Origin of the sequence: Mucilaginibacter yixingensis (assembly GCF_041080815.1) — a bacterium.
Classification (GTDB): domain Bacteria; phylum Bacteroidota; class Bacteroidia; order Sphingobacteriales; family Sphingobacteriaceae; genus Mucilaginibacter; species Mucilaginibacter yixingensis.
Genome location: NZ_CP160205.1, coordinates 4,135,454 through 4,158,139, shown reverse-complemented (window position 1 = coordinate 4,158,139; position 22,686 = coordinate 4,135,454). Strand labels below are relative to the sequence as shown.

Here is a 22,686-nt window from a genome sequence, read left to right as displayed (position 1 = left end):
CCTTGACCTGCCGAGGGCGCGGGGATTAATGCAGAGTGACCCCACGCACAAGTTTCGGCAAGTTTAATATGACAACCCTTTTGTCAAATACTTTATGATACCTTTTCGGTCAATTTTTTCAATCCTTCTTCCAGCAATCTTTTAACCTCCGGGCGGCATGAACCGCAGCCGGTACCAGCGCCGGTAGCAGCGCAAAGATCGGCCATGCTGTGGCAACCTTCGGCCACTTTTTTGCCGATGTTCTCGCTGCCCACATTGTTACAGCTACAAACCAGCTTGCCTAATACCGGGTCGGCCTTGTTGCCGCTGCGTAACAGTTGCAGGCGTTTCTCGCTCAGTTCGGTTTTCTTGGCAATCAGTTCTTTAAATTCGAGGAACTCGCCTTTGTCGCCGATGAGGATGGTGCCCACCAGCTTATCCTGGTGAATGATACACTTTTTATAATAGCGCTTGGCCTTATCAATAAACACCACTTCTTCATATTCCGGATCGTCCGGGCATTCGGGCAGACCGATGCTGCACAGGTCGAAACCGTGAATCTTGATGATGTTCATGAACAGGCTGCCTTTATAATAGCTGCCAATATCGCCGTTCATAAAGCCGGCTACCACGGCAGCCTGCTGCTCTGCAGCGGCGGTGATACCGTACAGGGTCCCTTCAAACTCGGCAATCTCGCCAATAGCATAAATGTCAGGGTCGCTGGTTTGCAGGCGTTCGTTTACTACCACACCGCGCTTAATTTCCAGACCGCAATCACGGGCCAGTTCCAGGTTAGGGGTGGTACCAATGGCAATGATCATGGCATCGCAATCAATTTTCCTGCCGCTGCGTAAGCCAATGCCGGTTAGTTTTGAGCGGCCGTAGAACAGCTGTACCTCATCGTCATAATAAATATCACAACCCTGGTCAACCATTTCCTCGTGCAGTAACTGGCTGCCCAGCACGTCTAACTGGCGGTTCAGGAACCTTGACGTACGCTGAATGATGGTGATGCGCATGCCAATCTCACGCAGAGAGGCTGCCATTTCCAAACCCAGCAAACCGCCGCCAACTATTACTACGTGACCATTTTTTGGCACGTGTTTCTTAAAGCTATCGGCGTCAGTGCGACTACGCATACTGAATATCCCTGGAAGTAGTGGGACATTTTTGGGCATAGCCGACCGACTGCCGGTAGCCATAATCAAAATATCATATGGTGTAACGATGCCGCGCGAGTCGGTCACCTGTTTCTTTTGTCTGTCAACTTTTTCAACACTAACCCCACGCAGCAGGCTAATTTTGTAGCCGGGTTCTTCCTCGTCTTTCATTTTAACGAGTTGTTCCCAGGCTTGCTCGCCGCTAATGTAATCGGGTAGCTGTACGCGGTTGTAGAACGGAAAATTCTCTTTACTGAAGATGGTAATCCGATCATCCGGGTTCAGCTCGCGGTATGATTTTACAAAACCGTAAGCCCCGGCGCCGGCGCCAATCACCACAATCCGTTGGAACGGTTTCTTAAACTTCTGCAGGTTAACCGCGCAGAATTTAAAATCAGGTTCTTTAGAGATCGGGTCAAGCGCATCACTGGTCACGTTGTTGGCACGATTTAAATCGCTGCCCAAAATCTTACCCCAGTGCATTGGGATGAAAACCACGCCCTTTTTTATGGTAGTGGTGATCTTGGCTTTTATGCGCACTTCGCCGCGACGAGAGGTGATGATGGTGACATCGCCCTCGTTCAGGCCCAACGTCTCGGCATCCTCCGGATGGATCTCGATGAATGACTCACTTAAGTGCTGATTCAGCTTGTTTACCTTGCCCGTTTTGCTCATGGTATGCCACTGATCGCGGATGCGGCCGGTGGTGAGCACAAACGGATAATCTTTATCAGGCATCTCGCTGTTCAGCGCATCAGGCACCGGGTGGATGATGGCTTTGCGCGATGGGGTATAAAAATCTTTATCGGCAAACAGGCGTGGCGTACCGCCCAGTTTGGTTTTCTTTTTGTAAGGCCATTGTACGGAGCGTTGCTCTTTAATTACCTCGTGACTCAGGCCGCCAATATCAATATTGGTTTTGGTTGTCAGGCGCACGTGCTCGGCATAAATATCAGCCGGGGTTTTGTAGTCAAAACCTTTAAAGCCCATTTTACGTGCAAAGCGGCAGATGATCTCGGCATCAGGCAGTGCCTCGCCCGGAGCATCTACAACTTTGTTGAGATAACTGATACGACGCTCTGAATTGGTCATGGTGCCTTCTTTCTCGGCCCAGGCCGCAGCCGGTAGAATTACATCGGCATAAGCCAATGTTTCGGGCTTGTTGCTCACCTCTTGCACCACCACAAACTTGGCTTTTTTCAAAGCAGCCTCGGCCAGTCGCACGTTTGGCAAACTGGTGAGTGGGTTGGTGCACATAATCCAGATGGCTTTCAGCTTACCGCTTTCCAGCGCCTCGAACATTTCGGTGGCAGTCAGTCCAGGTTTTGGATCGATAGGTTTGCCGCCCCAGAATTTCTGAACTTCCTCGCGGTGCAGCGGGTTGTTCAGGTTACGGTGGGCAGGTAACAGGTTAGCCAATCCGCCTACCTCGCGACCGCCCATTGCATTGGGCTGACCGGTTAGTGATAACGGGCCAGAACCCGGTTTGCCAATATGGCCGGTAATGAGATTGAGGTTAATCAAACTCAAATTTTTATTTACACCAACAGAGCTTTGGTTCAAACCCATGGTCCACATGGTAATGAAACCTTTGGCTTCGCCGATGTATTGCGCAGCCAGGCGAAGGTCTGCTTCAGATACCCCACATATCTTGGCAGACTCGCTCAGCGTGCGTTGGAAAACTAGTTTACTGTATTGCTCAAAACCCTCGGCATGATTGCGGATAAATTCGATATCGATATCGCCGTTCTCAATCAATAACCGGCCAATGGCATGGTTTAAAGTAATATCAGTTCCGGGATTGATCTGCAGGTGCAGATCGGCCACGCTGCAGGTGTCTGTAGCGCGCGGGTCAACCACTATGATTTTTACGTTTGGGTTGGCCGCTTTGTGCGCCTCTACCCGTCGCCATAAAATAGGATGACACCAGGCCGGGTTGGCTCCGGTTACCAAAAATAAGTCGGCCAGTTCAATATCGTCATAGCATAAAGGCACACTGTCTTCACCAAGGGCCATCTTGTAAGCCGCCACCGCGCTACTCATGCACAAGCGCGAGTTGGTATCGATATTATTGCTGCCAATAAAACCTTTAATCAGTTTATTAACAACATAATACTCCTCGGTTAAACATTGGCCAGAAGCATAAAACGCTACCGATTCTGGTCCGTATTTGTCTATAAATGTTTTAAAAACGGCTGCTGTGCGGTCAAGCGCATCATCCCAGCTCACCCTTTTAAGGGGCATGCTTTTGTTGTAACGCATTTGCGGGTACAGCAGCCGGTCGGTTTTATCATTAACGGTATAATGCAGATTCATGCCTTTGCTGCACAACATCCCCTTGTTTACCGGGTAGTTTTTATCACCCTCAACGCTGATGGAGCCATTTTTTTCCTTCTTCACTACCACGCCGCAACCCACGCCGCAATAGCAGCAGGTTGAGGTGTAAGTTTCGTTATGTTTGGCAGAGGATGACATGATCTGTATTGTTTAATATTAAGCAGTTGCTAACGCAGTTTTACTTTCGGTTTCTTCGGCTGTTTGTTTACGGAAACGGGTGATCAATACAATTAATGATACCGCGATAACCGTATAGCCGATGTAAGTGAAGGCCTGTACATAAGTAATGGTGCTTGATTTGAACAGGAAGCCAAACAGCATGCCGCCCAGGTTACCGCCCGCACCAACAATGCCGCTTACCAGGCCTACATTTTTCTGGTTTACAAAAGGCACAATGCCGTAAGTAGCACCGTTAGACATTTTAAGGAACAGCGCGAAAGTTAGCATTGAAATAATGGCTACCATTAATGAACCGGCTTGAGCAAACAAGATCAGCCCGCAGCCTTCCAGTAACAGCACACCGGCCAGTAACAGGCCTTTGCCGCGCATACCGTGTTTTTTACCCACTTTGTCTGATACGATACCGCCTAGTGCACGTGCAAACAGGTTCATTGACCCGAAGATGCCTGCCCAGAAACCGGCACGACCTTGTGACAGGTGGAAATTATCTACAAAGTGCAGCGAGGCAACGTTGTCAAAAGTTACTTCCATACCGAAACACATGGCGTAGGCCAGTGTAAGGGCCCAGATGCGCCAGTCGGCCAGAATTGACCAATCAGTTTTGGTTGACTCATTTTTGCGACCAATCTCATCAAAGTTGCCGTCAGGAGTGTCCTTAGTAAACTTGTAGTATAAAAAGGCAACCAGCAGCATCATCACACCCGGAACAATCATCGCATATCTCCATGCTTCTGCAGGTGTGTAGCCAAAACCTACAATGGCTGCAAAAATTAATGGCATTACCATATTGGTTACACCACCGCCCAGGTTACCCCAACCGCCGGTTACAGCGTTGGCAGTACCTTTAATATTAGGCGCAAACATCATAGAAGTATGGAACTGGGTGATAACGAAAGATGCACCGATAACGCCGATAGCTAACCTGAACATCAGGAAGGTGGCATAGCTATGCGCCAAGCCTACAAAGAATACCGGCAACGAGCCAACCAGCAACAGACGGATAGCTGTTTTACGCGGTCCCCACAAATCACACAGTTTACCGATGATGAGGCGAGCCAGGATAGTAGAACCCACAGAGGCGATCATGATATTGCCAATTTGTCCCTTGGTCAGGTGCAATTCGGCGCGGATAGTAGGCATCAGCGGAGCGAGGCCGAACCAGCCAAAGAAACACACGAAGAACATCAGCCACGTGATATGAAACGTTCGCATTTGTATTCCCTTGCCCGAGAATATGTTGAGTTTGGTGAGTTGCTTTTCCATCTTATTCAAATTTTAACCCCTCCCAAACCCTCTCAAATGAGAGGGCGGGGGAAGAGGTGATTGTTATAAAAATTGAGGAGTAATGTTAATTTGTAAATAAGCCCATACCGGGTTTAACTTGGCAGTGCCTGGGGTAATGCTTTTAGCATACTCCATGCTGCGGGTGGCTGCCATGTATGATACACCCAGCGTTGCCTGCGTAACTTTGTTAAGCTTGTAACCAGTAGTCAGATCCAATTCGGTGCCCAGGTATTTGCTTACAGGGGCGCCTGTAACGTCTTTCTGCTCGCCGGCCAGCATGAAGTAATGGTCGGCCAGTTCGGTAGTAAAGCGTTTGTTGGCTGATGTATATTTTAGTTTCAGGTACGGATTGCTCAAGCCACCAATCGGCGAACCGCTGGCTACGTAGAAATAATCCATATATCCCCAAAATTTGTGCGGTGTACCGTAAAGCGGGTCAAAGCGATGGCTTTGAGTAGATCCTGAAAAGACATCATTGCCTGACATGTAATCCCAACCTGCTGTAACACCTACTTTTCCGGGAGCATAAGCCGCCGATAGGGTGAACATATAGGCATTCAGGCTTAAACCATCTTTGTCATGGCCGCCCTGGTGGTAATAGCCACCGGTAAATGCCCACTCGTTTTTGCTGCCCAGTACAGGGTTAATTAATAAACCTGTTGTATAGCGCAGGTTAACACCTGGTTGGTTAAAGCGGTAGCCGTAAACGTAACCTACATCTGTACCAGCGGTGTTTTTAACAGAATCCAGCTTGTATTTGCCAAACTGATCTGTCAGGAACAGGGCAGATACCTTGGTTTTGTTCAATTTCTTTGCAAGGTATAGGTACTGCAGAGCTTTGTAGTTCTGGTTCAGTCCGTTAGTGCTTGGTGGATTCAGCAGTGCCAGGCTGCCGGTTTTTGAGCTGTTACCCGAAGCGTTGGTGAGCGGAATCATACCGGCAGGGGTGTTAACCAGGTTGCCGTTGCTGTCTTTAACAGTAGCAGGAACGTTGGCCGGGGTGTAATAAGTGCCGTTATAATTAATAGCATCGCTATTTTGGTTAAAGGCGGCACCCAGATCAAATTGCCAGCCGCTTTGCAGGGCTTTCAGTACAATGGCATCGTGGCGGCGGCCTTGTTGGGTCCAGTCCAGTCCGCCCAGCAGGCGTTCGTCATCATAAGAAATCTCCTGGCGACCAATTTTGATGGCGAAGTAATCCAGCGGAGATACTTTAAATGATGTATCTTTTTTGTTAGATAAGATAATTTCTGCCCAGGCTTCGTGGATGCCCAAACGTGAACCATCGGTTACAGTAATGGTTGAGGCATCTTGTCCCCACAAGCGAACATCTTGTACAGTGGTTTGAAAAATGAGGCGATTAGAGCGATAATTGAGTGTTAAACGCGTTCGTTGAGATATAAAAGCAGCATTTTTGCTGCCGTCGGTTTCCAGGGTGCCATAGCCGTCGCGTAGTTCTGTGCGGGGCCTTAACTGACCGCTCAGCGTAAGCTGGGCTTTGGCAGTCAACGCACTTAGCGAGAGGCAAAAGGCAAGTAGGACAACCGTGTATTGTTTAAATACAATTTTGTACATTTGGCAAGTTTTTTAATTTGTTAAAGCGATTGAAAACTGTTTACCCTGCCTTGGACTGCGACCTCCTTGGCGGGGCTTTTTTTTGATATCTTTTCTAATTTTTCTGCATTGATGATTGTTTTGTTAAAAAAGTGATCATTTACCGAGCTCGATTTTTATAAATATATCGCTTTTAATAAAAAATCGCTAACATTTTGTTGTTTTTGCCTAATTTTTGTGATGGTTGTCAGCTAAAACATAATTTTTTGATAAAAATTCAAAACATAAATTGTAAATGATATGAAAAATGAGAAATTTTCAATCTTATTTTTAGGTTTTTTGGTGATTTTTTGATTTGAATTGAATTTGATTGTTTGATTTCTTCGTAAAATCATTGTGTTGGTCATGAAAGTTTGTAGAAATTGATAATAAATCATTAAAAAATACAATCAAAATCTATTAATTTGTGTCAAAGTTCTTGTACTCATTAAACAAACGGGATAAAAATCATTGAAAACCAAGAAAAATACTTCGCTTTGCGATACAAACACATGTTTTATGTGTAAAAACTGCCTGGAAGAGTGGCGTCCGGCCATTTGTGGCAATAAAATCAATATTAAATTGAAAAAAGGGGAGGTTCTTTTTAAAGAAGGTGACCCTGTGACCGGTATTTACTTTGTTTATAACGGTAATATTAAGGTAACCAAGCAATGGGACGCTGATAAAGAACTTATTTTGCGTTTTGCGAGGGATGGCGCTATATTGGGACATCGTGGTATTGGTTCAAATCTTAACTATCCTATCTCGGCCATAGCATTAGAACCCGCAGTGGTTTGCTATGTAGATATGAAGTTTTTTGAAAGCACGCTGCGTGTAAACAGCGAGTTGACTTTTCAATTGGTAAACTTTTTTGCCAGCGAGCTGCGTACTGCAGAGCGCCGGATGCGCGATTTAGCCCATATGCCCGTAAAGGGCCGTGTAGCTGATGCGTTGCTAAAGCTGCGCGATCAGTTTGGGGTAACCGCTGATGGGTTTATTAACATTGTGCTGAGCCGGCAGGATCTTGCATCATTTGCCGGTGCTACTTATGAAACGGTCTTTAGGGTGATAAACGAGCTGGTAAATGACCGTATGATTGCGGTTGCGGGCAAGAGCATTGCCATTATTAATGCCGATGCTCTTGCGGCGCTGGTGCAATCAATTGATTAAACAATGCCAATGTAAACCTTCCCATCTTCAACCTTGATGGGATAGGTTTTGATCTGGTAGTCCTCTCCACTCAGGCACTCTCCGCTCAGTAAGGAGAATGTCTTTTTGTGGAAAGGGCAGGCAACTTTAGGCTCGCAAGCCTCACCTGAACTACCGATCATGCCCCGGGACAGTACCATCTGCTGCTTGTGCGGGCAAAGATTTTGTGTAGCATACCACTCGCCACGACGGTTAAAATTAAACACAGCTATTTGCTCATCGCCTAATTTTACGCAGGCACCGCCGTTTTCTGGAATATCGTCGCTGTAACAAGCTAAGGTCCATTCAATTGCTTCTACTACTTGCATAGTTGTATGTTTTGGTCCAGGCGCCGGGTAGCGCCTGGAGTGGTTATCTTTTACTGTTAATTGTATTTTCTGGTGATTGTACTTAAGCTTACCAGGTTGCTTTTATCTGATCGCGCATTCCCTCGAATTTCACGTTAGGGTCTTTCTCGGCTGGCGCGTTTACAAAATGCTGGAAGCGTTTGCGTAGCTCAGGGTTATTTACTACCTCTTTCCACTCGCAATGGAAGGTGTCTACCAGTAATTGCATTTCCTCTTCCAGTTGGGCGTTGATACCTAAACTGTCGTTAAGGATCACATTTTTCAGATAGCTCATGCCGCCTTCCATTTTGTTCAGCCATGTGGCGGTACGGGTAAGTGGATCGGCAGTTTTGATGTAGAACATCAGGAATCTGTCGAGGTATTTGATCAGTGTTTTGTCGTCAATATCGGCAGCCAGTAACTGGGCGTGCTGTGGTTTTGAGCCGCCGTTACCGCAGATGTACAGGTTCCAGCCTTTTTCGGTAGCAATAATGCCAAAGTCTTTGCCTTGTGCTTCGGCGCACTCGCGGATACAACCGCTCACGCCGCCTTTTAATTTGTGTGGTGCGCGGATGCCTTTGTAACGTTCTTCAATTTCGATGGCGAATGATACGCTATCGTGTAAGCCAAAGCGACACCAGGTGCTGCCTACACAGCTTTTTACGGTACGCAATGCTTTGCCGTAAGCGTGTCCGCTTTCGAAGCCTGCATTGATTAGTTCTTCCCAGATTTCCGGCAAATCGTTCATGTGTGCGCCGAATAAATCGATGCGCTGACCGCCGGTAATTTTGGTGTACAAGCCGTATTTCTGTGCAACCTGGCCAATAACAATCAGTTTCTCTGGAGTGATCTCGCCGCCTGGGATGCGTGGTACTACCGAGTAGGTGCCACCTTTCTGGATGTTGGCCAGGAAGCGGTCGTTGCTATCCTGAATGGTGTCTTGTTTTACAATAACGTCATTCCATAAGCTTGACATAATGCTGGCTACCAGTGGCTTACAGGTTTCGCAACCATCACCGCGACCAAAGTGGTCCAATGCCAGATCGTAGTTTTTAATATTGTTGATCTTGATCAGGTCATATAATTCCTGACGAGAGTAATCAAAGTGCTCGCAGATTACGTTTTTAACGTACTGTCCGTTGGCTTTCAGGGTGCCTGCAATCAGGTCTTTTACCATCGGTACGCAGCCGCCGCAGCCGGTTCCGGCTTTGGTGCATTTCTTTACATCATCCAGGCTGCAAGCTCCGTCGTTCACGGCATCGCAAATGCCACCTTTGGTAACGGCCTCGCATGAGCAGATCAAAGCATCTTCGGGTAGGCTCATTACACCGGCACCTTCGCTTTGCTCGCCGCCGCGAGATCCCAGAATCATATCTTCAGGGTTTGGTGGCAGGGCAAGTTTGTTGTTAACGGTTTGCAGTAGCATGTTGTAAGCGTCTGCATCGCCAATTAAGATGCCGCCTAAAAGTAATTTGCCATCAGTGCTGATGTTGATGCGTTTGTAGATGCCCTTGTGGGTGTCTTCAAAAACAATGGTACGGCAGGCAGGCTCGCTAATAAAGGCATCGCCAAAGCTGGCTACATCTACACCAATCAGTTTTAGCTTGGTGCTCATGTCAAAGCCTTTGAATGATTTTTCGCCGCCGGCAATCTGGTTAACCACCACGTCGGCCATTTCATAGCCTGGGGCAACCAGTCCGTAAATCATGCCTTCGTGCAGGGCGCATTCGCCAATGGCAAAAATGGTTTCATCGCTGGTTTGCATAAAGTCGTTCACCAGGATACCACCGCGGGTGCCTACATGCAGGCCGGCCAGGCGGGCCAACTCATCGCGCGGACGGATACCGGCCGAGATAACCAGCATGTCTGTTGGTAGAGCGCTGTCATCATTAAATCGCAGTGATTCAACTTTGTGGTCGCCGTCTATAGATGCAGTGCTTTTATTTAAATGGATACGCAAGCCCAGTTGCTCCAGTTTGGCTTGCAGCATAGCGCTGCCTGCAGTATCAATCTGGCGCGGCATCAGGCGTGGCGCAAATTCTATAACGTGGGTTTCTTGAATGCCCAGATCTATCAGTGCTTTTGCGGCTTCAAGGCCTAAAAGACCGCCGCCCATAACGGCGCCGCTTTTGGCGTTTGCAGCATATGCTTTAATCAGATCTAAATCTTCGATGGTACGATAAACAAAAACACCATCTTTGTTAATTCCTGGAACATCGGGCACAAAGGCAGATGAGCCGGTGGCCAGTACCAGGTAATCGTACTTTATGGTAACACCTTTTAAAGAGTGGATGGTTTTATTGTGGCGGTCAATTTCCTGAACCGGATCATCAAGGTAAAGGTTGATGTTGTTCTCGGCATACCAGTCGGCAGGCGACATAGAAAGGTCTTCGGCGGTTTTGCCGGCAAAGTATTCACTCAGGTGAACGCGATCATAAGCGCGGCGGGGTTCTTCGCCAAAAACTATGATCTGAAAGGCTGATGACCGGGCTATGAGTTTCTCGCAAAACTTGTAACCTACCATGCCATTGCCAACTACTACGATGGTTGGTTTAGACATATTCTATTTTTTAAAGTGTTAAAGCAATCTTAAACTGCGAAAGCTCATCAATTTGCGACCGATTTGCATTTCGTTTAGACAATATTACTAATTTATGTACCAATCATCATAATTTTTGGACAAAAAAAACTTGTTTTTGTGTGATTTTTATGATTGTTGCAATATTTATGGATCAAAAATGATGTTTTTTATCAAAATTTTATGATGTAAATCATATTTATAGACGTATTTTTGGATAAATGCTTGGTAATTCTGATTGTTTGTTGTGATTTTTAACAAAATATGAGCGAAAAAGTTATAAAACCCCGATTAATTGTGCTAGGTGCAGGCCCCGGAGACCCGGAATTGCTGACTTTGAAGGGGTATAAAGCCCTTCAGGAGGCCGACGTTGTGCTGTATGATAACCTGGCTAACAAAGAGTTACTTGATTTTACGCGCCCGGATTGCGAAAAAGTATATGTAGGTAAACAGCCTTACCGTGATTATACGCCACAGGAAAGTATACACGAATTAATAAAGCATTATGCTTTTACTAAAGGAAATGTGGTGCGTTTAAAAGGCGGAGATCCATTTATCTTTGGAAGAGGCTTTGAAGAAGTGCTTTTTGCAAGAAGTTTAGGCATAGAAACCCAATTTATTCCTGGAATTACCAGTATGCAGGCCTCTGGCTTTGAAGATATCCCCTTAACACACCGTGCACTGAGCGAAGGCATCTGGGTGGTAACCGGTACCAAGAAGGACGGCGCCCTGCCAAAAGACCTGCGCCTGGCTATGCAAAGCAATGCCACTGTAGTTATATATATGGGTATGAAACAGCTGCCGTTAATAGCGCAGACTTATGTAGAGGCGGGCAAGGGTGATATGCCGGCTGCTATTATTCAGCATGCATCGCTGCCGCACCAAAAATCTGTTAAAGGGCCAATTGGCAAGTTGCCTCAACTGGCAGAGGAGCAAGGTTTAACCTATCCTTCTATTATTATTATAGGCCAGGTAACGGCCCTGAGTAATCAATAAATAAACTAACGCTATGAAAATTCGCATCAAAGGAAATTCTTTACGTTACCGTCTCACACGTTCTGAGGTGGAGCGCTTTGCCGCCGAAGGTTATATTGATGATAGTACCAGCTTTGGCCTAACACAGCTAACCTACTCTTTAAAAGTGAGCGGAGATGATGATCTGCGCGCCGATATGCGGAACAACTGCATTACCTTTTACATGCCTAGCCACATGGCCGACGAGTGGACCCAAACCGACCGTGTAGGTTTTGAAAGCAACAGCAGCGATTTATACCTGCTGATAGAAAAAGATTTTATGTGCCTTGACTTGCCAATGCAGGATCAGGCTGATAATTATCCTAATCCGTTGATGATGGATCATGTAGGGTAGGGGTATTAGTCCACCGCGTCATTGCGAGGCACGAAGCAATCTCTGCGCATGCAAATCGGATTAACATGTTCGAGGGTCCTGTACAGAGATTGCTTCGTTCCTCGCAATGACGACTTATATTAGCATGCTGGCTTAAATATAAGGCTATCTCGCTTTCGCTACTTCTGCAGCATACACCTGTGTGCTGCCTTCAAAATTAGCGCGGAAAATTACCCATTTGCCATCCGGACTAAACCGAACGTTGGGTTCCAGTCCTGATACGCCATTAACCGGGGCGCTTTTTGAGTAGATGTGATTCTTCATGTTTACCAGTCGCTCGGCATCGAAATGATCGCCGTTAGGGGTGAAGAGATAGATCCAGCGGCCGTCTTTAGCCTGGGCTACCTGGGCTTCATTCCCGCCATCGCCTGCAAATAGTTTCTGATCTGCTGAGATGTTGAAATGGATGGACCATTCATCGCGTGTTAGGCTATATCGCTTTTCGGCCAGTGTTTCTACATTGCTTCCGCCTACAAAAAAGTTTTTGGCGCGCGGCATCTGCAGGTCAAACCAAATGGTTTTACCATCGGGGCCAAACCACTCATGTCCGGCTATTTCATCGTCCATGGTGCGTTTGTGCATTAGTTTTACCTGGACGGTTTTAGTATCGATGACCCAAATGCGGTCTACCAATTGCCATGGCCCTTCGTGACAGAACATCAGTAAATTAGGCTCGGTAGGCGAGAACTGAATGTGGTTGAGGTAGTTGTTCTCTGTGCGTAGTTTGGTGAGCTTTTTGGTGGCAATATCAATAGTAAACAAGGTGTGCGGCACGTGCGCTTTAAATAATACGTTGCCTGCGCCATCTGGGTAATGCATGGCAATCGAGTCGCCTTTGGGGCTGCATAAACCACCCAGTTGAGTTTCATTGGCATTAAGGGTAAATATGGCGCCCTTAAAATCCGCAGGGAAAACATAGAAGAGTTTGGTTTTGCGGGTATCCATGTTAACCACAAAAACACTGTCAAGCACCTGGTAATAGAGATTATGGGTTTTTGTGCCTATGGCTTCGCCATTGTGCCCGTTACGCTCGCGGTCCAGCAGTACTAGGTTGTCTTTCACTTCCTGCGGTGTGCGCAGCCTGATGTTAGTGATCTGCCGGGTTTTAAAAGTTTTAAGGTTAAGGGTATAGATCTGCGTGCTTTTGTTTTGGGTGTTAAAGAACGCCATCTCGGTGCCGCCGGCAGTTTTGATGAACGGGTTGTTATGGAAGTAAAAGCTGGAGTTGCTGCCCTCCAGCCGCGTTAGGCGGATGACTTTGTGGTGCGTGTCTTTATCAATCCACTCATCCGGCATTTTACGGCCGCCGGTTTCCAGTACCTGCTGTGCCGAAGCGCGCATTGTAAAAAGCAGGCAAAGCCCAAGCCATGTGCTTAATTTCATCATAAAAGCAAAATGTTATATCGGTTTATAAAGACGACCGTGGGAGTGGCCTTTAATCTGTACCAATATAACATCTTGCAGTGGTGTAGCCCTAAGGCTAACAAATAAGTTACGCAGCTTTATTGCGGTAATTCTTTACGCTTAAATATAGAGCCTAGATTTTTAAAGAAGCGTTTATAAAGTTCGATATCAAACAGCACCGAATCATTTGCTGCTTTGTACGACAGGAATAGTCCTATAGGTGTGAGCACCCCGATGGGCATCCACATACCAAACAGCGGCGTCCAATCGCCATCTTTTACAGACTTTTCGCCAATGGTTGATATGATATAATAGATCAGGAAGAAGATGATTGACACCACCACAGGCAACCCCAGGCCACCCTTGCGGATGATGGCACCCAGCGGCGCACCAATCAGAAACAGGGCTATACAGGCAGCGGAGAGGGTAAACTTCTTCTCGTATTCTACACGGCTGCGGCGCACTTCGTGATTTAGTTCTTCAAAGCGGGTGGCCCGCAGTTTTACTTGTTCGCCTACGCTTTTGGCCTCATTCAACGCGTTGTTCATGGCTACCAGCTGTGCGTCGCGCGGTTGTTTTTTGATATAATTCAAATCGCCGGGCAAATACTTCTTCACCGTTTTTGATTTATGCGGAAACTGGAAGTATTTCATGTAGGGCGTAATGAGCGAGAAGTTTCTTTCCAGGCCCAGGTTTACCAGTTTGTTGGATGAATCGCGGAAACCGTTCAATTGCTTCAGGTTCATCATCTGAAAAGCGCCTCTAAACTCATCCTCGTTTGTACGCTGTAGGTTAAAGCTGGAAAGGTCAAACTTTTGAATACGCTCTTTAAACCGGATGCGCTGCAGCGTTTGGCGTTGATCGCTGGCATTATTTCGACCGGCAGATTCTTCATAACGCACACCATCACGCAGGCGGATAATCAGGTTGTCGCCAGCGCGAAACATCACGCCTTCTTTAGCAAAGGTAACGGCCATGTTATTATCCTGCAGCGAGGCGCGCGAGTAGATCATCAGATCATGCAGGGTAGCACCGTCTTTGTCTTTGTGTTTTACGCGGATAGAATAGCCGGGAATACTGTTGTTAAAAATACCTTCAGAGATCAGGAACGATGCTTTTTGCTTGCGGGCATCATACAGCAGCGAGTAGTATTTGAGATTGGCTACCGGCAGCATATATTCTGAAAAGAAGAATGCGGCAACACTCAGGAAAAACACTACAATAACCATGGGGTACAGCGCACGCGACAGTGATATACCGGCCGATTTAATGGCCACCAGCTCATAATTCTCACCCAGGGCGCCATAGGTCATGATTGACGACAATAATACCGATAGCGGCAGCGCCATGGCCACGTTGGTAGCCGAGGCATACAACATCAGCTGCAGGATGGTGTACCACTCAAAGCCTTTGCCTATCAGGTCATCAATATACTTGAAAAGGAATAGCATTAGCAGCACGAACATCACAATGAGGAACGTAACTACAAATGGCCTGATAAATGCCCTGAGTAAAAGAAGGTGTATTTTTTTCACGCTGCAAATTTAGAAATTAAACCCCTATTCAGAATGCGTGCAGATTGAACCATTTACATAAACTGGTGCAGAAGTATTTTATTGTAGTAAAATGCTGATTTTACGGGCATCTGTATCCATGTTAACCCATGTTGAGGGCTCGCTGGCATTGGGGAGGCAACCGGTTATACTCTCGCCCTTAAGATAGCGCTGAAGCGATATGGGGCCGAGTACAATAATCATCTGGTATACGTCTTGCCCGGTAGAGCCAAGCCAGGCTGTGGTTGCTATTGCTTTTTCAGCAGCAACCACAGCAGGCGATAATAAATGCTCATCAGGCATGCTTATGCCGTCGCACCAAAAATGTTTATAGCGAATATCAGCCAGATTTTTTAATGCTGCGGAGAGATGATACTCCAAAAGCTCGCAAAATGCCTGGTTAAAAGGTAGCTCGATAACTTTATTGGTTAGGTTAATATCAGGTTATGCACCCAGCACGCTAATCAGGTAATCAATAGAGTTGTCCCAGATCAGCCGGCGGTCGGCAATGGCATCTTCGGGGGCAAAATCTGTAATGCCAAGGGCAACATCGTTGGTTAGTTCATCTTGTAGAATTTCCATCTCGAAGTAGCTGTTCGGGTCGTCGTCCAGCCATTTAAAGCGTACCAGTTTGTTTTCTTTCATCATCAGCAGGCGGGCTCTCTGCTGTTCATCATCCCAGGTAAAGGTATATACCTGATCGCGCACAGAAACATCATCAGCAAACCACTGTGTCAGTCCGTTGGGCTCGCTTAAAAAGCTGTAGAGTATACGTGGAGACGATTTGATCTCATACTCGATATTAAATTTTTTTTTCTCGGACATAATCAGGGGTTTATACACTGGCAGGCCATTAATGGCACAAAATAATTAACATTTTTTCTAAAGAAAAGTATTTTCTACTATATTTGCAAACCTTTTTACAAGGGAGGTTGTCTGCAAAGGCAAATAAAATAATGCAAAACGGCGGGGTAGCTCAGATGGTTAGAGCGTAGGATTCATAACCCTAAGGTCGGCAGTTCGATCCTGCTCCCCGCTACTTGAAGATGAGCCTGTTACGAAATTTCGTAATAGGCTTTTTCTTTTTGTTAACGGTTTTGTTAACGGTTTTTAGCTTGCTCTTACCAATTACAAGATACGAATTGTAAAAGACTTTATCAAAAACATTCATTTTGAACGCTGAAATTCGGAAAGTTTGAAAAGGGCACCTAGCAGTTGTTAAGGTAAAAATTCCTTGACATTTTTACTGAGTTCAACCACCTCATTCGAACATCTAAGGATTCTTTCAAACAATTCCCTCAGTTCCTTTTCTGTGTAGTTTAGCGTTTTTGTGCCATCACGCAGCGATATCAAAGAAATATCATCGGTGTCTAATCGAGCGATTTGTACATAATGCGCAAAAAAATTTCGTTGATCTTTGATATATCTTAATTCACCAAAGAGCTTGCCATACTGTTTTTTAAACTGGGAACCAGCTGATTTTTTGACCAATACCTCCATGGTGGCGATCTTGCCGTCAAAATGAAAACGGTCCAGCAAAATTTCCCGCATCATGTCCCAGCGCACGCCACGCTCTCCAACAAAAAAATCCAATATAAAAACTTCGATATGTTTTTCGAGCCAGCTGCAAGCATCGATGATATGACCTCGATGATTATGCCCAATTAGGGCTCTTTCTTCTACAGATTGTGACATGTTTTAAAGTTTAGCTTAGTTAATGGTAACACCTATCACTGCAAGTTAAAGATTCAGAATTGATTTGCTTTAGGCAATCTCTGTAAAGTCGTATATTTCTAATCTTAAATTTTATCATTATGGATGCTTTTGAAATGCATGACCGACTGCAATACAGATTTGGTCAGAGAAGTGCGATTAATTATGTCCTGGTGATGGATGAGCAACCAAAATTATATTCCTTTCTTCCCCCATTGGAATTTCAAAATCACATTATCCGTTTTCTAAGTTTTGTACCAAAAGATCTGTTACAAATAAGTGAATCGCTCAGTTTTTACGAATTGGTTCAGCGCAATGGATTGGACGATCCGTACAGGTTTCATGTTAAGTACAGCGTTAACCTGAATGAGTACCTCGATTTTATGCCGAAAAACAGACCCTATTTATTTTTCGTTGACATGAAATCGACCATAATTGGGGATATCATCAAACAGTTGACCGCTTCACACTGTGCCCTTCGGTTTCATTACTGTTTTAATGGTACCAAGGACGATGAAATTGTGCTGCCCAATCAGGTAAGCGGCACTGGCCACTTCCTGCGTTTGCTTTACGAAGGGCAGCAAGAATTATTTAAGTTAATGGGCGTAGTTTCCCGGTATTTAGCGCCAGAAGCAGCGATTGGCTGGAGTGGCTTTTACGATTTTCCCGTTTTCGTTCCAGCACAATCCAACTACCGCATCGCAAATACGATTACCGGGAATTTCGATTACTCCATTCATGAGGAAACAGACACAATCACTGAAAAGGAAATAATTTCGAACACTGAAGCGCCAAAGCAGGCACATGCTGAACCCAAAAGCTTTATCCGGCAACAACAAATAGTCGAACAAGCCGATAAAATTGATTTTTTTGCGGAGACTTGTTTTGAGGAAAAGCTGATCAATCCGGTTCACGAAATTGAGCCATTTTTGAGTACATTGATTCTGGTGCTGCCTTTTCAAAACCCCGATGTTAAAGCTTTTCTCCATGAGACTACAAGCTCCGAAATTAAAGAATACCTGTCCGACTTGGATTTTGAGCAGACCGAAAATTACATTCACCAGGGTAAAGCCCCTAAATCAGCTCAAGCACTTCTCTTCAATTCTAAGCTGATCGGATTAAAAACACAATTCCTGGACGATATTGCATTCCTGCACAGCTCATTCCTTACTTCTCCTGTCGTCCGCCTCCCAGCCCAGGGCAAGACGATGTACCGTGCTTTATCTTTTTTTCGCAGCGAAGCCGCAGGAAGGCTTACAGCACCCGGAAATCGTGGTAAGGTTTTAAAAACTATTCAATCCTTCGGTCAGCAACTCCGTAGAAGAATTCTTTCGGCAGACCTTATGGAGAAGCTGCGCGAAGAGAACCGGCAGATTGTCGCAATCAGCGATCTGCCGATTGAATGGACTGATATTGATGGAGTTCCATTCTGCTTCACACATGATATTTGCCGTCTTCCTGAAACTGGGCTGCACGGATTGATGGCAAATTTCGTCAGTCACGAGCAATGGCGATATACCATCCCGCCAGACATTCTTACAAAAACATTGGTTGTGTTTGGCAGTGACGAGGCTGCATTTCAAAGATGGTACCCAGGTGTACGAAAGGTCAGTGAGAAGAATGGCGTGGTAATCAGAGAATGCCTTACTATAAGTGCACTAAAAGCTGCGGTAGAAGAATGTCGGCCGCATCTGTTGATTATTGACAGTCATGGTGGATACGATGCGGCAACCAAATCATCGGTGCTATACATTGGAAGGGAAAAACTCACCGGTGATTTGGTTGTCGAATTAAAAATAGCTGCGCCGCTCGTTTTTCTTTCCGCCTGCAGTACAGCGCCTACTTATGGGACAATTGACACTATCGCGAACGCATTTTTCGAGGTAGGTGCTTTGGCGGTTACTACTACTTATCTGCCGATAAGTGTAGATATTGGTTCCATCCTTTATATCCGGCTGCTTAACAATTTAACCACGGCTGCTAAGTCACCTATGCATCAAAATTGGCTGGCCTTTATTTCACACCTTTTAAGAACATCCGCTGTCGGCGCTGCCAATCGTCAGTACTATCTTAAACATCCCGATGATAAAGCTGCTTCAGCTGAAGCCCAGGTTAAGGATTATACCTATTTACTTTCCTTCTATGAACGGCGGAAAATATATGATAGCATGCTAAAAGGACCCGGCCCTAAATTAGCCAACTCCTTACCGGAATTTCTATTTTACAGTATTTTGGGAAGAGCCGATCTCATCAAGTTTGAATGCTGGGAAGATGAGTTCCGGCGTAAAAACGAGCACTGAAAATTAAGCCAGCAAGTCCTCCGCGACACCATTGAACTCAAAAAAGAGATGGTAAACATTTATACTGGAGGCATCTGTACGTACGTGCGAACTAAGAAAGCTATTCGTCCAGTTCGAAAATGTAGAAGAACTAAAAGGAGTAGTTGTAGCATAATGACCGTTAACCTTTGTCTGTAGGCCGGTCATAATAGGGCTGGTGTTGTTATTGATAACAAAACCGATCATTCCGGCGAATTCATGACCCTGCGCGTAATGTAATGTTCGGAAACGTTCCAGGCCTTCATCGATGTAAGCCTTATCTGCACTTTTCAAACGTTTACATTCAATGATGAATTCGCAACCGGTAAGTTTAAACGAGATGTCCGCCCTGGCCAGAGTCATTCCGGCAGTAAATTTCCAGTTTTCCCAGTCCAGGTACATCAGACTTTGCTGCAGCCAATCCCGAAGTTTTGAGGGAGTAGTATAAATATCCTTTATAAAACGGTCACGAATATCGTTCTCGTTGGCAACGGTTTGAAGGACACGACCATAGCTCTCAATCAGTGATTGCAAAAACACCTGCTCGATCAGTTCCTGCTTCGACTGGAAGCCAAATAAGCCAAGATTGGCCTTAAGGAATACCGCTGGATTATCCATTTGCTCAGGCTAGGTGTTTTATATATTGCTGAATCTCTTCACGGGCGTCTACTACCGCTTGCCTTGGCGTCCAATCCTTGAATTGATTGCTTTTAATCAAATAAATATGTTCTTTATCGTAGATTTTGACCTTTTCCTCCTCTAAAATCTTCAGGGCTTCAGCTTTATTTAATTGGCCGCTTTTAACGAAATTGATTATGTGCTTATCTTCTCCCTGCCTGAATGGCTCTGCTTCATTTTGCTGCGACAAACGCATACAGATCAAGGCACCCATATTGCCTGATATATTGTAAGTTGCGGACAGCACTGTGCCTTCGGCGAGAACGAGTTGAAAAGCTTTGACAAAAGCGTTGAAATATACATTCAGGTCACTCGCCGTTACTTTGTTTAAAGGCGCATCTGCCCGGTCAACATTCATCTGGTAGAATTCCTTAATTACCTGGCGCTCGTAATCCAGCAAACCATAATGTTCAAATACGAGTTCATCAAGTTCATCGATTTCAATAATTGGATTTTGTCCTCCTCGGATTGCTATTTGGATTTTTGATACAAGATTTGAAAGTTGTTTCGCCAATGTTGGATCAGATATTCTTTTTAAGGGCAGTTTTTCGAGGTCAACGTTTCGAATAGAATCGCGTTTACCCTCCCCTTTACCCCATTGAATAGACAATTGGTAAAATAAAAAGCCAATGAGTTTTGAATTAATAATTGCCAAATATGGAAGGTAATCTGAAATGTAATCTTTGCCATCTTTCAGCTTGATGGTAATCATGTTATGCTTATAAATGATATCGTCATAAGCAATTGCGCCCCTAAACAAAAACTTATCTGATTTTAAAGGCCGAACAGGGATAACCAACCGTATTCCTTGGAATATATCAAATTCCCTACGACGATGTAATCCCTGATTCCAATTAAAAACGGGTAAATTATCAGCTTTAAGAACGTCGAACTGTTTGAAATCGGTTGGTTCGGCGATGGGCTTCCAATCTGGCTCTCCAAGCGATAGCATATTAGCCTTGGGCTGAAAGCCAGCCCGTGCTTCTACGGTTAAATCACACTGTAACGATAGCTTTTCGATGACTTTGAATGTATCCAAATCACCATTAACCAATATTTTCCAGTAAGCGTCCTGGTTTTTAAGATTTGACTGTGCTATTTGAAAACAATCACGCGCAGTAAAATGAATAACGCTAAAATTTTCGGCAAATATTGATAACTTGGGGGAGATGTAGGTTGTGGAAATTTCACTTGCGTTAGCTGGTAATTGCTTTAAAATAACTACAGCGCAAGGCTCACTCGCGCCAAGTTCGACCGCCTGTCCCTTAATCTCTCCGATATTCTTTTTCTTGAACAGGATTTTGTTATAATGAGAAAGCTCAAAGAATTTTTCCAGTGCATAAGTGTCCAGCAGATAGCTACGGAAATCCCTGGCATTGTCGTTCAAAAAAATCGAATTCTTAACGACCGCCGCAATACGCGTTGATGCCCCCGCCCACTCCTGAAAACGGACAAGAAATGCCTGTGAACGCTCAAAATCTGCCACGTGCGCATAAATCCCGTCGCCTTTGCCTTTGTTCGCTATCGCTTTTCGTTCTTTAAGTATGTTGTTAATTTCCTGTTCATCCTGTGCGTCTTCTACTTTCGGAACTGAACCCCATGGTGGGTTTGATATGATATAATCGAATGTCTGCCCTTTAAAAACCTCGTCCGTGATCGCGTTAGCGCTCATAAGCGTTGAGCCGATCAAACTTGGGAGTATGGGGTGGGCATGAATGATTTCATTTTTGATGAAATTAGGATCTTCAGTTTCAAGTAAAGCGAGGTAAAGGCTAAATGCCGTAATTTGCAAAGCCTTCTGATCAATGTCGATACCGAAAAGCTGTGTTTCCAATATCTTCTTTTTTTCATCGAATGAGAGGGGGCGGCCGAAAGATGCCTGTATCCTTTTAAAACATTCAACCAGGAAAGCACCGGAACCAACGGCGGCATCCAGGCAGCGGGCATCGGCCAAAGGGATGTTGTCTTCGCCGTTAAACAGTTGGTTCAACATGAAGTCCACCAGGAATGAAGGCGTATAATAAATACCTTTTCTTTTTTTACTGTTATCTTTTAGGAATGCCTCATAAACATGGCTGATCAACTGGATAGGAATTCTGTCGAATTGGTACGGGAACAAAAAATGCTGACCACTCCGGTAGTCAGTTTCAAAAAACAGGGCAAGTTGTTTTAGATATTCTTGTTTAATATCCGTCACCTTAAAGCTGTCATATTTGAAAACATCTCCGTTGATCTTTTTGATCTCATTGAACGCAGCAACCAGTTGTTTTGCGTCTAAAGATTTTAAGATGTTGATCAGGTAATCTGTTTCAAAAATGCCGCGATCCTCCAGATATTTGATAAAGATGCAACGTAAAATGAGTAAATGGATCATTTCCTCGTTACTGTCACTAATCAGGTCGCTTTTTAATTGTAGCAAATTAAGCAGCAAGTCCTTATCTACTTCTTGTCCTTTACGCTGGTTCTTGGCAACAAAATCAAAAAAGAAAGCTGAATCAATATATTGTTTAGATATTTCAGAAGGTACGATTTCTTCAAACCCAAGGCTGTTCACACCATACTCAAAAGTCCGCAGGCATATTGCGTTCTTTAACGGGCGTGCAGCATCTGGTTTTTCCTTTACATTGATAATGTGTGATTGCTGATCCGTTACGGCTATAAAGACGTTGTCACGGTTCATGTTCCATAACGAACGATGCTCCAGATAAATGTCGTTCGCAGTAGGTGTAAAAATATATTTAACGGTCAAACGGCCTTCCGTATCAACCGTGTAGGAAAATGTCGTTTCGTCCAGCAAGCCCGCAGCGATTTCTTCCTCACTATAGCTCAGCGAGGTCAAATACCTGCGAAAATCAGTGTTCTGCACCATTGTTTTATCGATCAGATCTGGCTGCCTTTTTCTTCTAAATTAAAGAAATCCGCGCCAAACGTACTTATTAATTATTAACTTCTCTACACTGCCGTTG

General features: G+C 45.1%; 16 protein-coding genes and 1 tRNA gene. 5 read left to right on the top strand and 12 right to left on the bottom strand.

What is annotated here, in order from left to right:
* Positions 1 to 92: 92 nt before the first annotated feature.
* The 3 genes from ABZR88_RS16935 to ABZR88_RS16925 form a co-directional block, all read right to left on the bottom strand.
* Positions 93 to 3,614, bottom strand: a complete 3,522-nt coding sequence (locus tag ABZR88_RS16935; RefSeq protein WP_107827153.1) for a nitrate reductase — start codon at positions 3,612 to 3,614, stop codon at positions 93 to 95.
* 18 nt (positions 3,615 to 3,632) lie between these two features.
* Entirely contained in the window at positions 3,633 to 4,919 is a 1,287-nt protein-coding gene (locus ABZR88_RS16930; protein ID WP_107827152.1) for an MFS transporter, read from the bottom strand.
* Between the two features lie 63 nt (positions 4,920 to 4,982).
* Positions 4,983 to 6,515, bottom strand: coding sequence for an alginate export family protein (locus ABZR88_RS16925; RefSeq protein ID WP_107827151.1), 1,533 nt, complete (start codon positions 6,513 to 6,515; stop codon positions 4,983 to 4,985).
* A 537-nt stretch (positions 6,516 to 7,052) separates the two neighbouring features.
* On the opposite strand from ABZR88_RS16925, the gene ABZR88_RS16920 reads away from it, so the two are divergent.
* Positions 7,053 to 7,703, top strand: a complete 651-nt coding sequence (locus tag ABZR88_RS16920; protein ID WP_107827149.1) for a Crp/Fnr family transcriptional regulator — start codon at positions 7,053 to 7,055, stop codon at positions 7,701 to 7,703.
* Here ABZR88_RS16920 and nirD read toward each other — a convergent pair.
* Together nirD and nirB are read right to left on the bottom strand one after the other, a co-directional pair.
* Complete coding sequence (gene nirD, locus ABZR88_RS16915; protein WP_107827148.1) at positions 7,700 to 8,050, bottom strand: nitrite reductase small subunit NirD; 351 nt, start codon at positions 8,048 to 8,050, stop codon at positions 7,700 to 7,702. The two genes, ABZR88_RS16920 and nirD, sit on opposite strands and share 4 nt — an antisense overlap.
* An 88-nt stretch (positions 8,051 to 8,138) precedes the next feature.
* Positions 8,139 to 10,628 (bottom strand): nitrite reductase large subunit NirB, encoded by a 2,490-nt coding sequence (gene nirB / locus ABZR88_RS16910; RefSeq protein WP_107827147.1) that lies wholly within the window; start codon positions 10,626 to 10,628, stop codon positions 8,139 to 8,141.
* A gap of 282 nt (positions 10,629 to 10,910) precedes the next feature.
* On the opposite strand from nirB, the gene cobA reads away from it, so the two are divergent.
* Both cobA and ABZR88_RS16900 read left to right on the top strand, forming a co-directional pair.
* The gene (gene cobA / locus ABZR88_RS16905; RefSeq protein ID WP_107827146.1) at positions 10,911 to 11,642 is read left to right on the top strand and encodes a uroporphyrinogen-III C-methyltransferase; all 732 of its coding nucleotides are present in this window, start codon (positions 10,911 to 10,913) and stop codon (positions 11,640 to 11,642) included.
* 13 nt (positions 11,643 to 11,655) lie between these two features.
* Positions 11,656 to 12,015: a hypothetical protein gene (locus ABZR88_RS16900; protein ID WP_107827145.1), complete on the top strand. Its 360-nt coding sequence runs from the start codon at positions 11,656 to 11,658 to the stop codon at positions 12,013 to 12,015.
* A gap of 144 nt (positions 12,016 to 12,159) precedes the next feature.
* On the opposite strand, the gene ABZR88_RS16895 is transcribed toward ABZR88_RS16900, so the two are convergent.
* The 4 genes from ABZR88_RS16895 to ABZR88_RS16880 all read right to left on the bottom strand — a co-directional run bounded on the left by ABZR88_RS16895 (position 12,160) and on the right by ABZR88_RS16880 (position 15,836).
* Positions 12,160 to 13,440, bottom strand: a complete 1,281-nt coding sequence (locus ABZR88_RS16895; protein ID WP_245916993.1) for an oligogalacturonate lyase family protein — start codon at positions 13,438 to 13,440, stop codon at positions 12,160 to 12,162.
* A gap of 116 nt (positions 13,441 to 13,556) precedes the next feature.
* A complete protein-coding gene (locus ABZR88_RS16890) occupies positions 13,557 to 14,993 on the bottom strand; it encodes an LptF/LptG family permease (RefSeq protein ID WP_107827144.1) in 1,437 nt (478 codons plus the stop codon).
* A 78-nt stretch (positions 14,994 to 15,071) separates the two neighbouring features.
* A complete protein-coding gene (locus ABZR88_RS16885) occupies positions 15,072 to 15,314 on the bottom strand; it encodes a hypothetical protein (protein ID WP_146166473.1) in 243 nt (80 codons plus the stop codon).
* A 141-nt stretch (positions 15,315 to 15,455) separates the two neighbouring features.
* On the bottom strand, positions 15,456 to 15,836 hold the full coding sequence (locus tag ABZR88_RS16880; protein ID WP_107828006.1) for an START-like domain-containing protein: 381 nt from the start codon (positions 15,834 to 15,836) through the stop codon (positions 15,456 to 15,458).
* A gap of 140 nt (positions 15,837 to 15,976) precedes the next feature.
* Here ABZR88_RS16880 and ABZR88_RS16875 point away from each other — a divergent pair.
* Positions 15,977 to 16,050: transfer RNA gene (locus ABZR88_RS16875), tRNA-Met, on the top strand.
* Between the two features lie 179 nt (positions 16,051 to 16,229).
* Here ABZR88_RS16875 and ABZR88_RS16870 read toward each other — a convergent pair.
* Entirely contained in the window at positions 16,230 to 16,706 is a 477-nt protein-coding gene (locus tag ABZR88_RS16870) for a hypothetical protein (RefSeq protein WP_107827142.1), read from the bottom strand.
* A gap of 119 nt (positions 16,707 to 16,825) precedes the next feature.
* On the opposite strand from ABZR88_RS16870, the gene ABZR88_RS16865 reads away from it, so the two are divergent.
* Positions 16,826 to 19,024: a CHAT domain-containing protein gene (locus ABZR88_RS16865; protein ID WP_107827141.1), complete on the top strand. Its 2,199-nt coding sequence runs from the start codon at positions 16,826 to 16,828 to the stop codon at positions 19,022 to 19,024.
* A 3-nt stretch (positions 19,025 to 19,027) separates the two neighbouring features.
* Here ABZR88_RS16865 and ABZR88_RS16860 read toward each other — a convergent pair whose 3' ends face one another.
* Together ABZR88_RS16860 and ABZR88_RS16855 are read right to left on the bottom strand one after the other, a co-directional pair.
* Entirely contained in the window at positions 19,028 to 19,660 is a 633-nt protein-coding gene (locus ABZR88_RS16860; protein ID WP_107827140.1) for a hypothetical protein, read from the bottom strand.
* Positions 19,661 to 19,664: 4 nt separating this feature from the next.
* Entirely contained in the window at positions 19,665 to 22,589 is a 2,925-nt protein-coding gene (locus tag ABZR88_RS16855; protein ID WP_107827139.1) for a class I SAM-dependent DNA methyltransferase, read from the bottom strand.
* Positions 22,590 to 22,686: the final 97 nt, after the last annotated feature.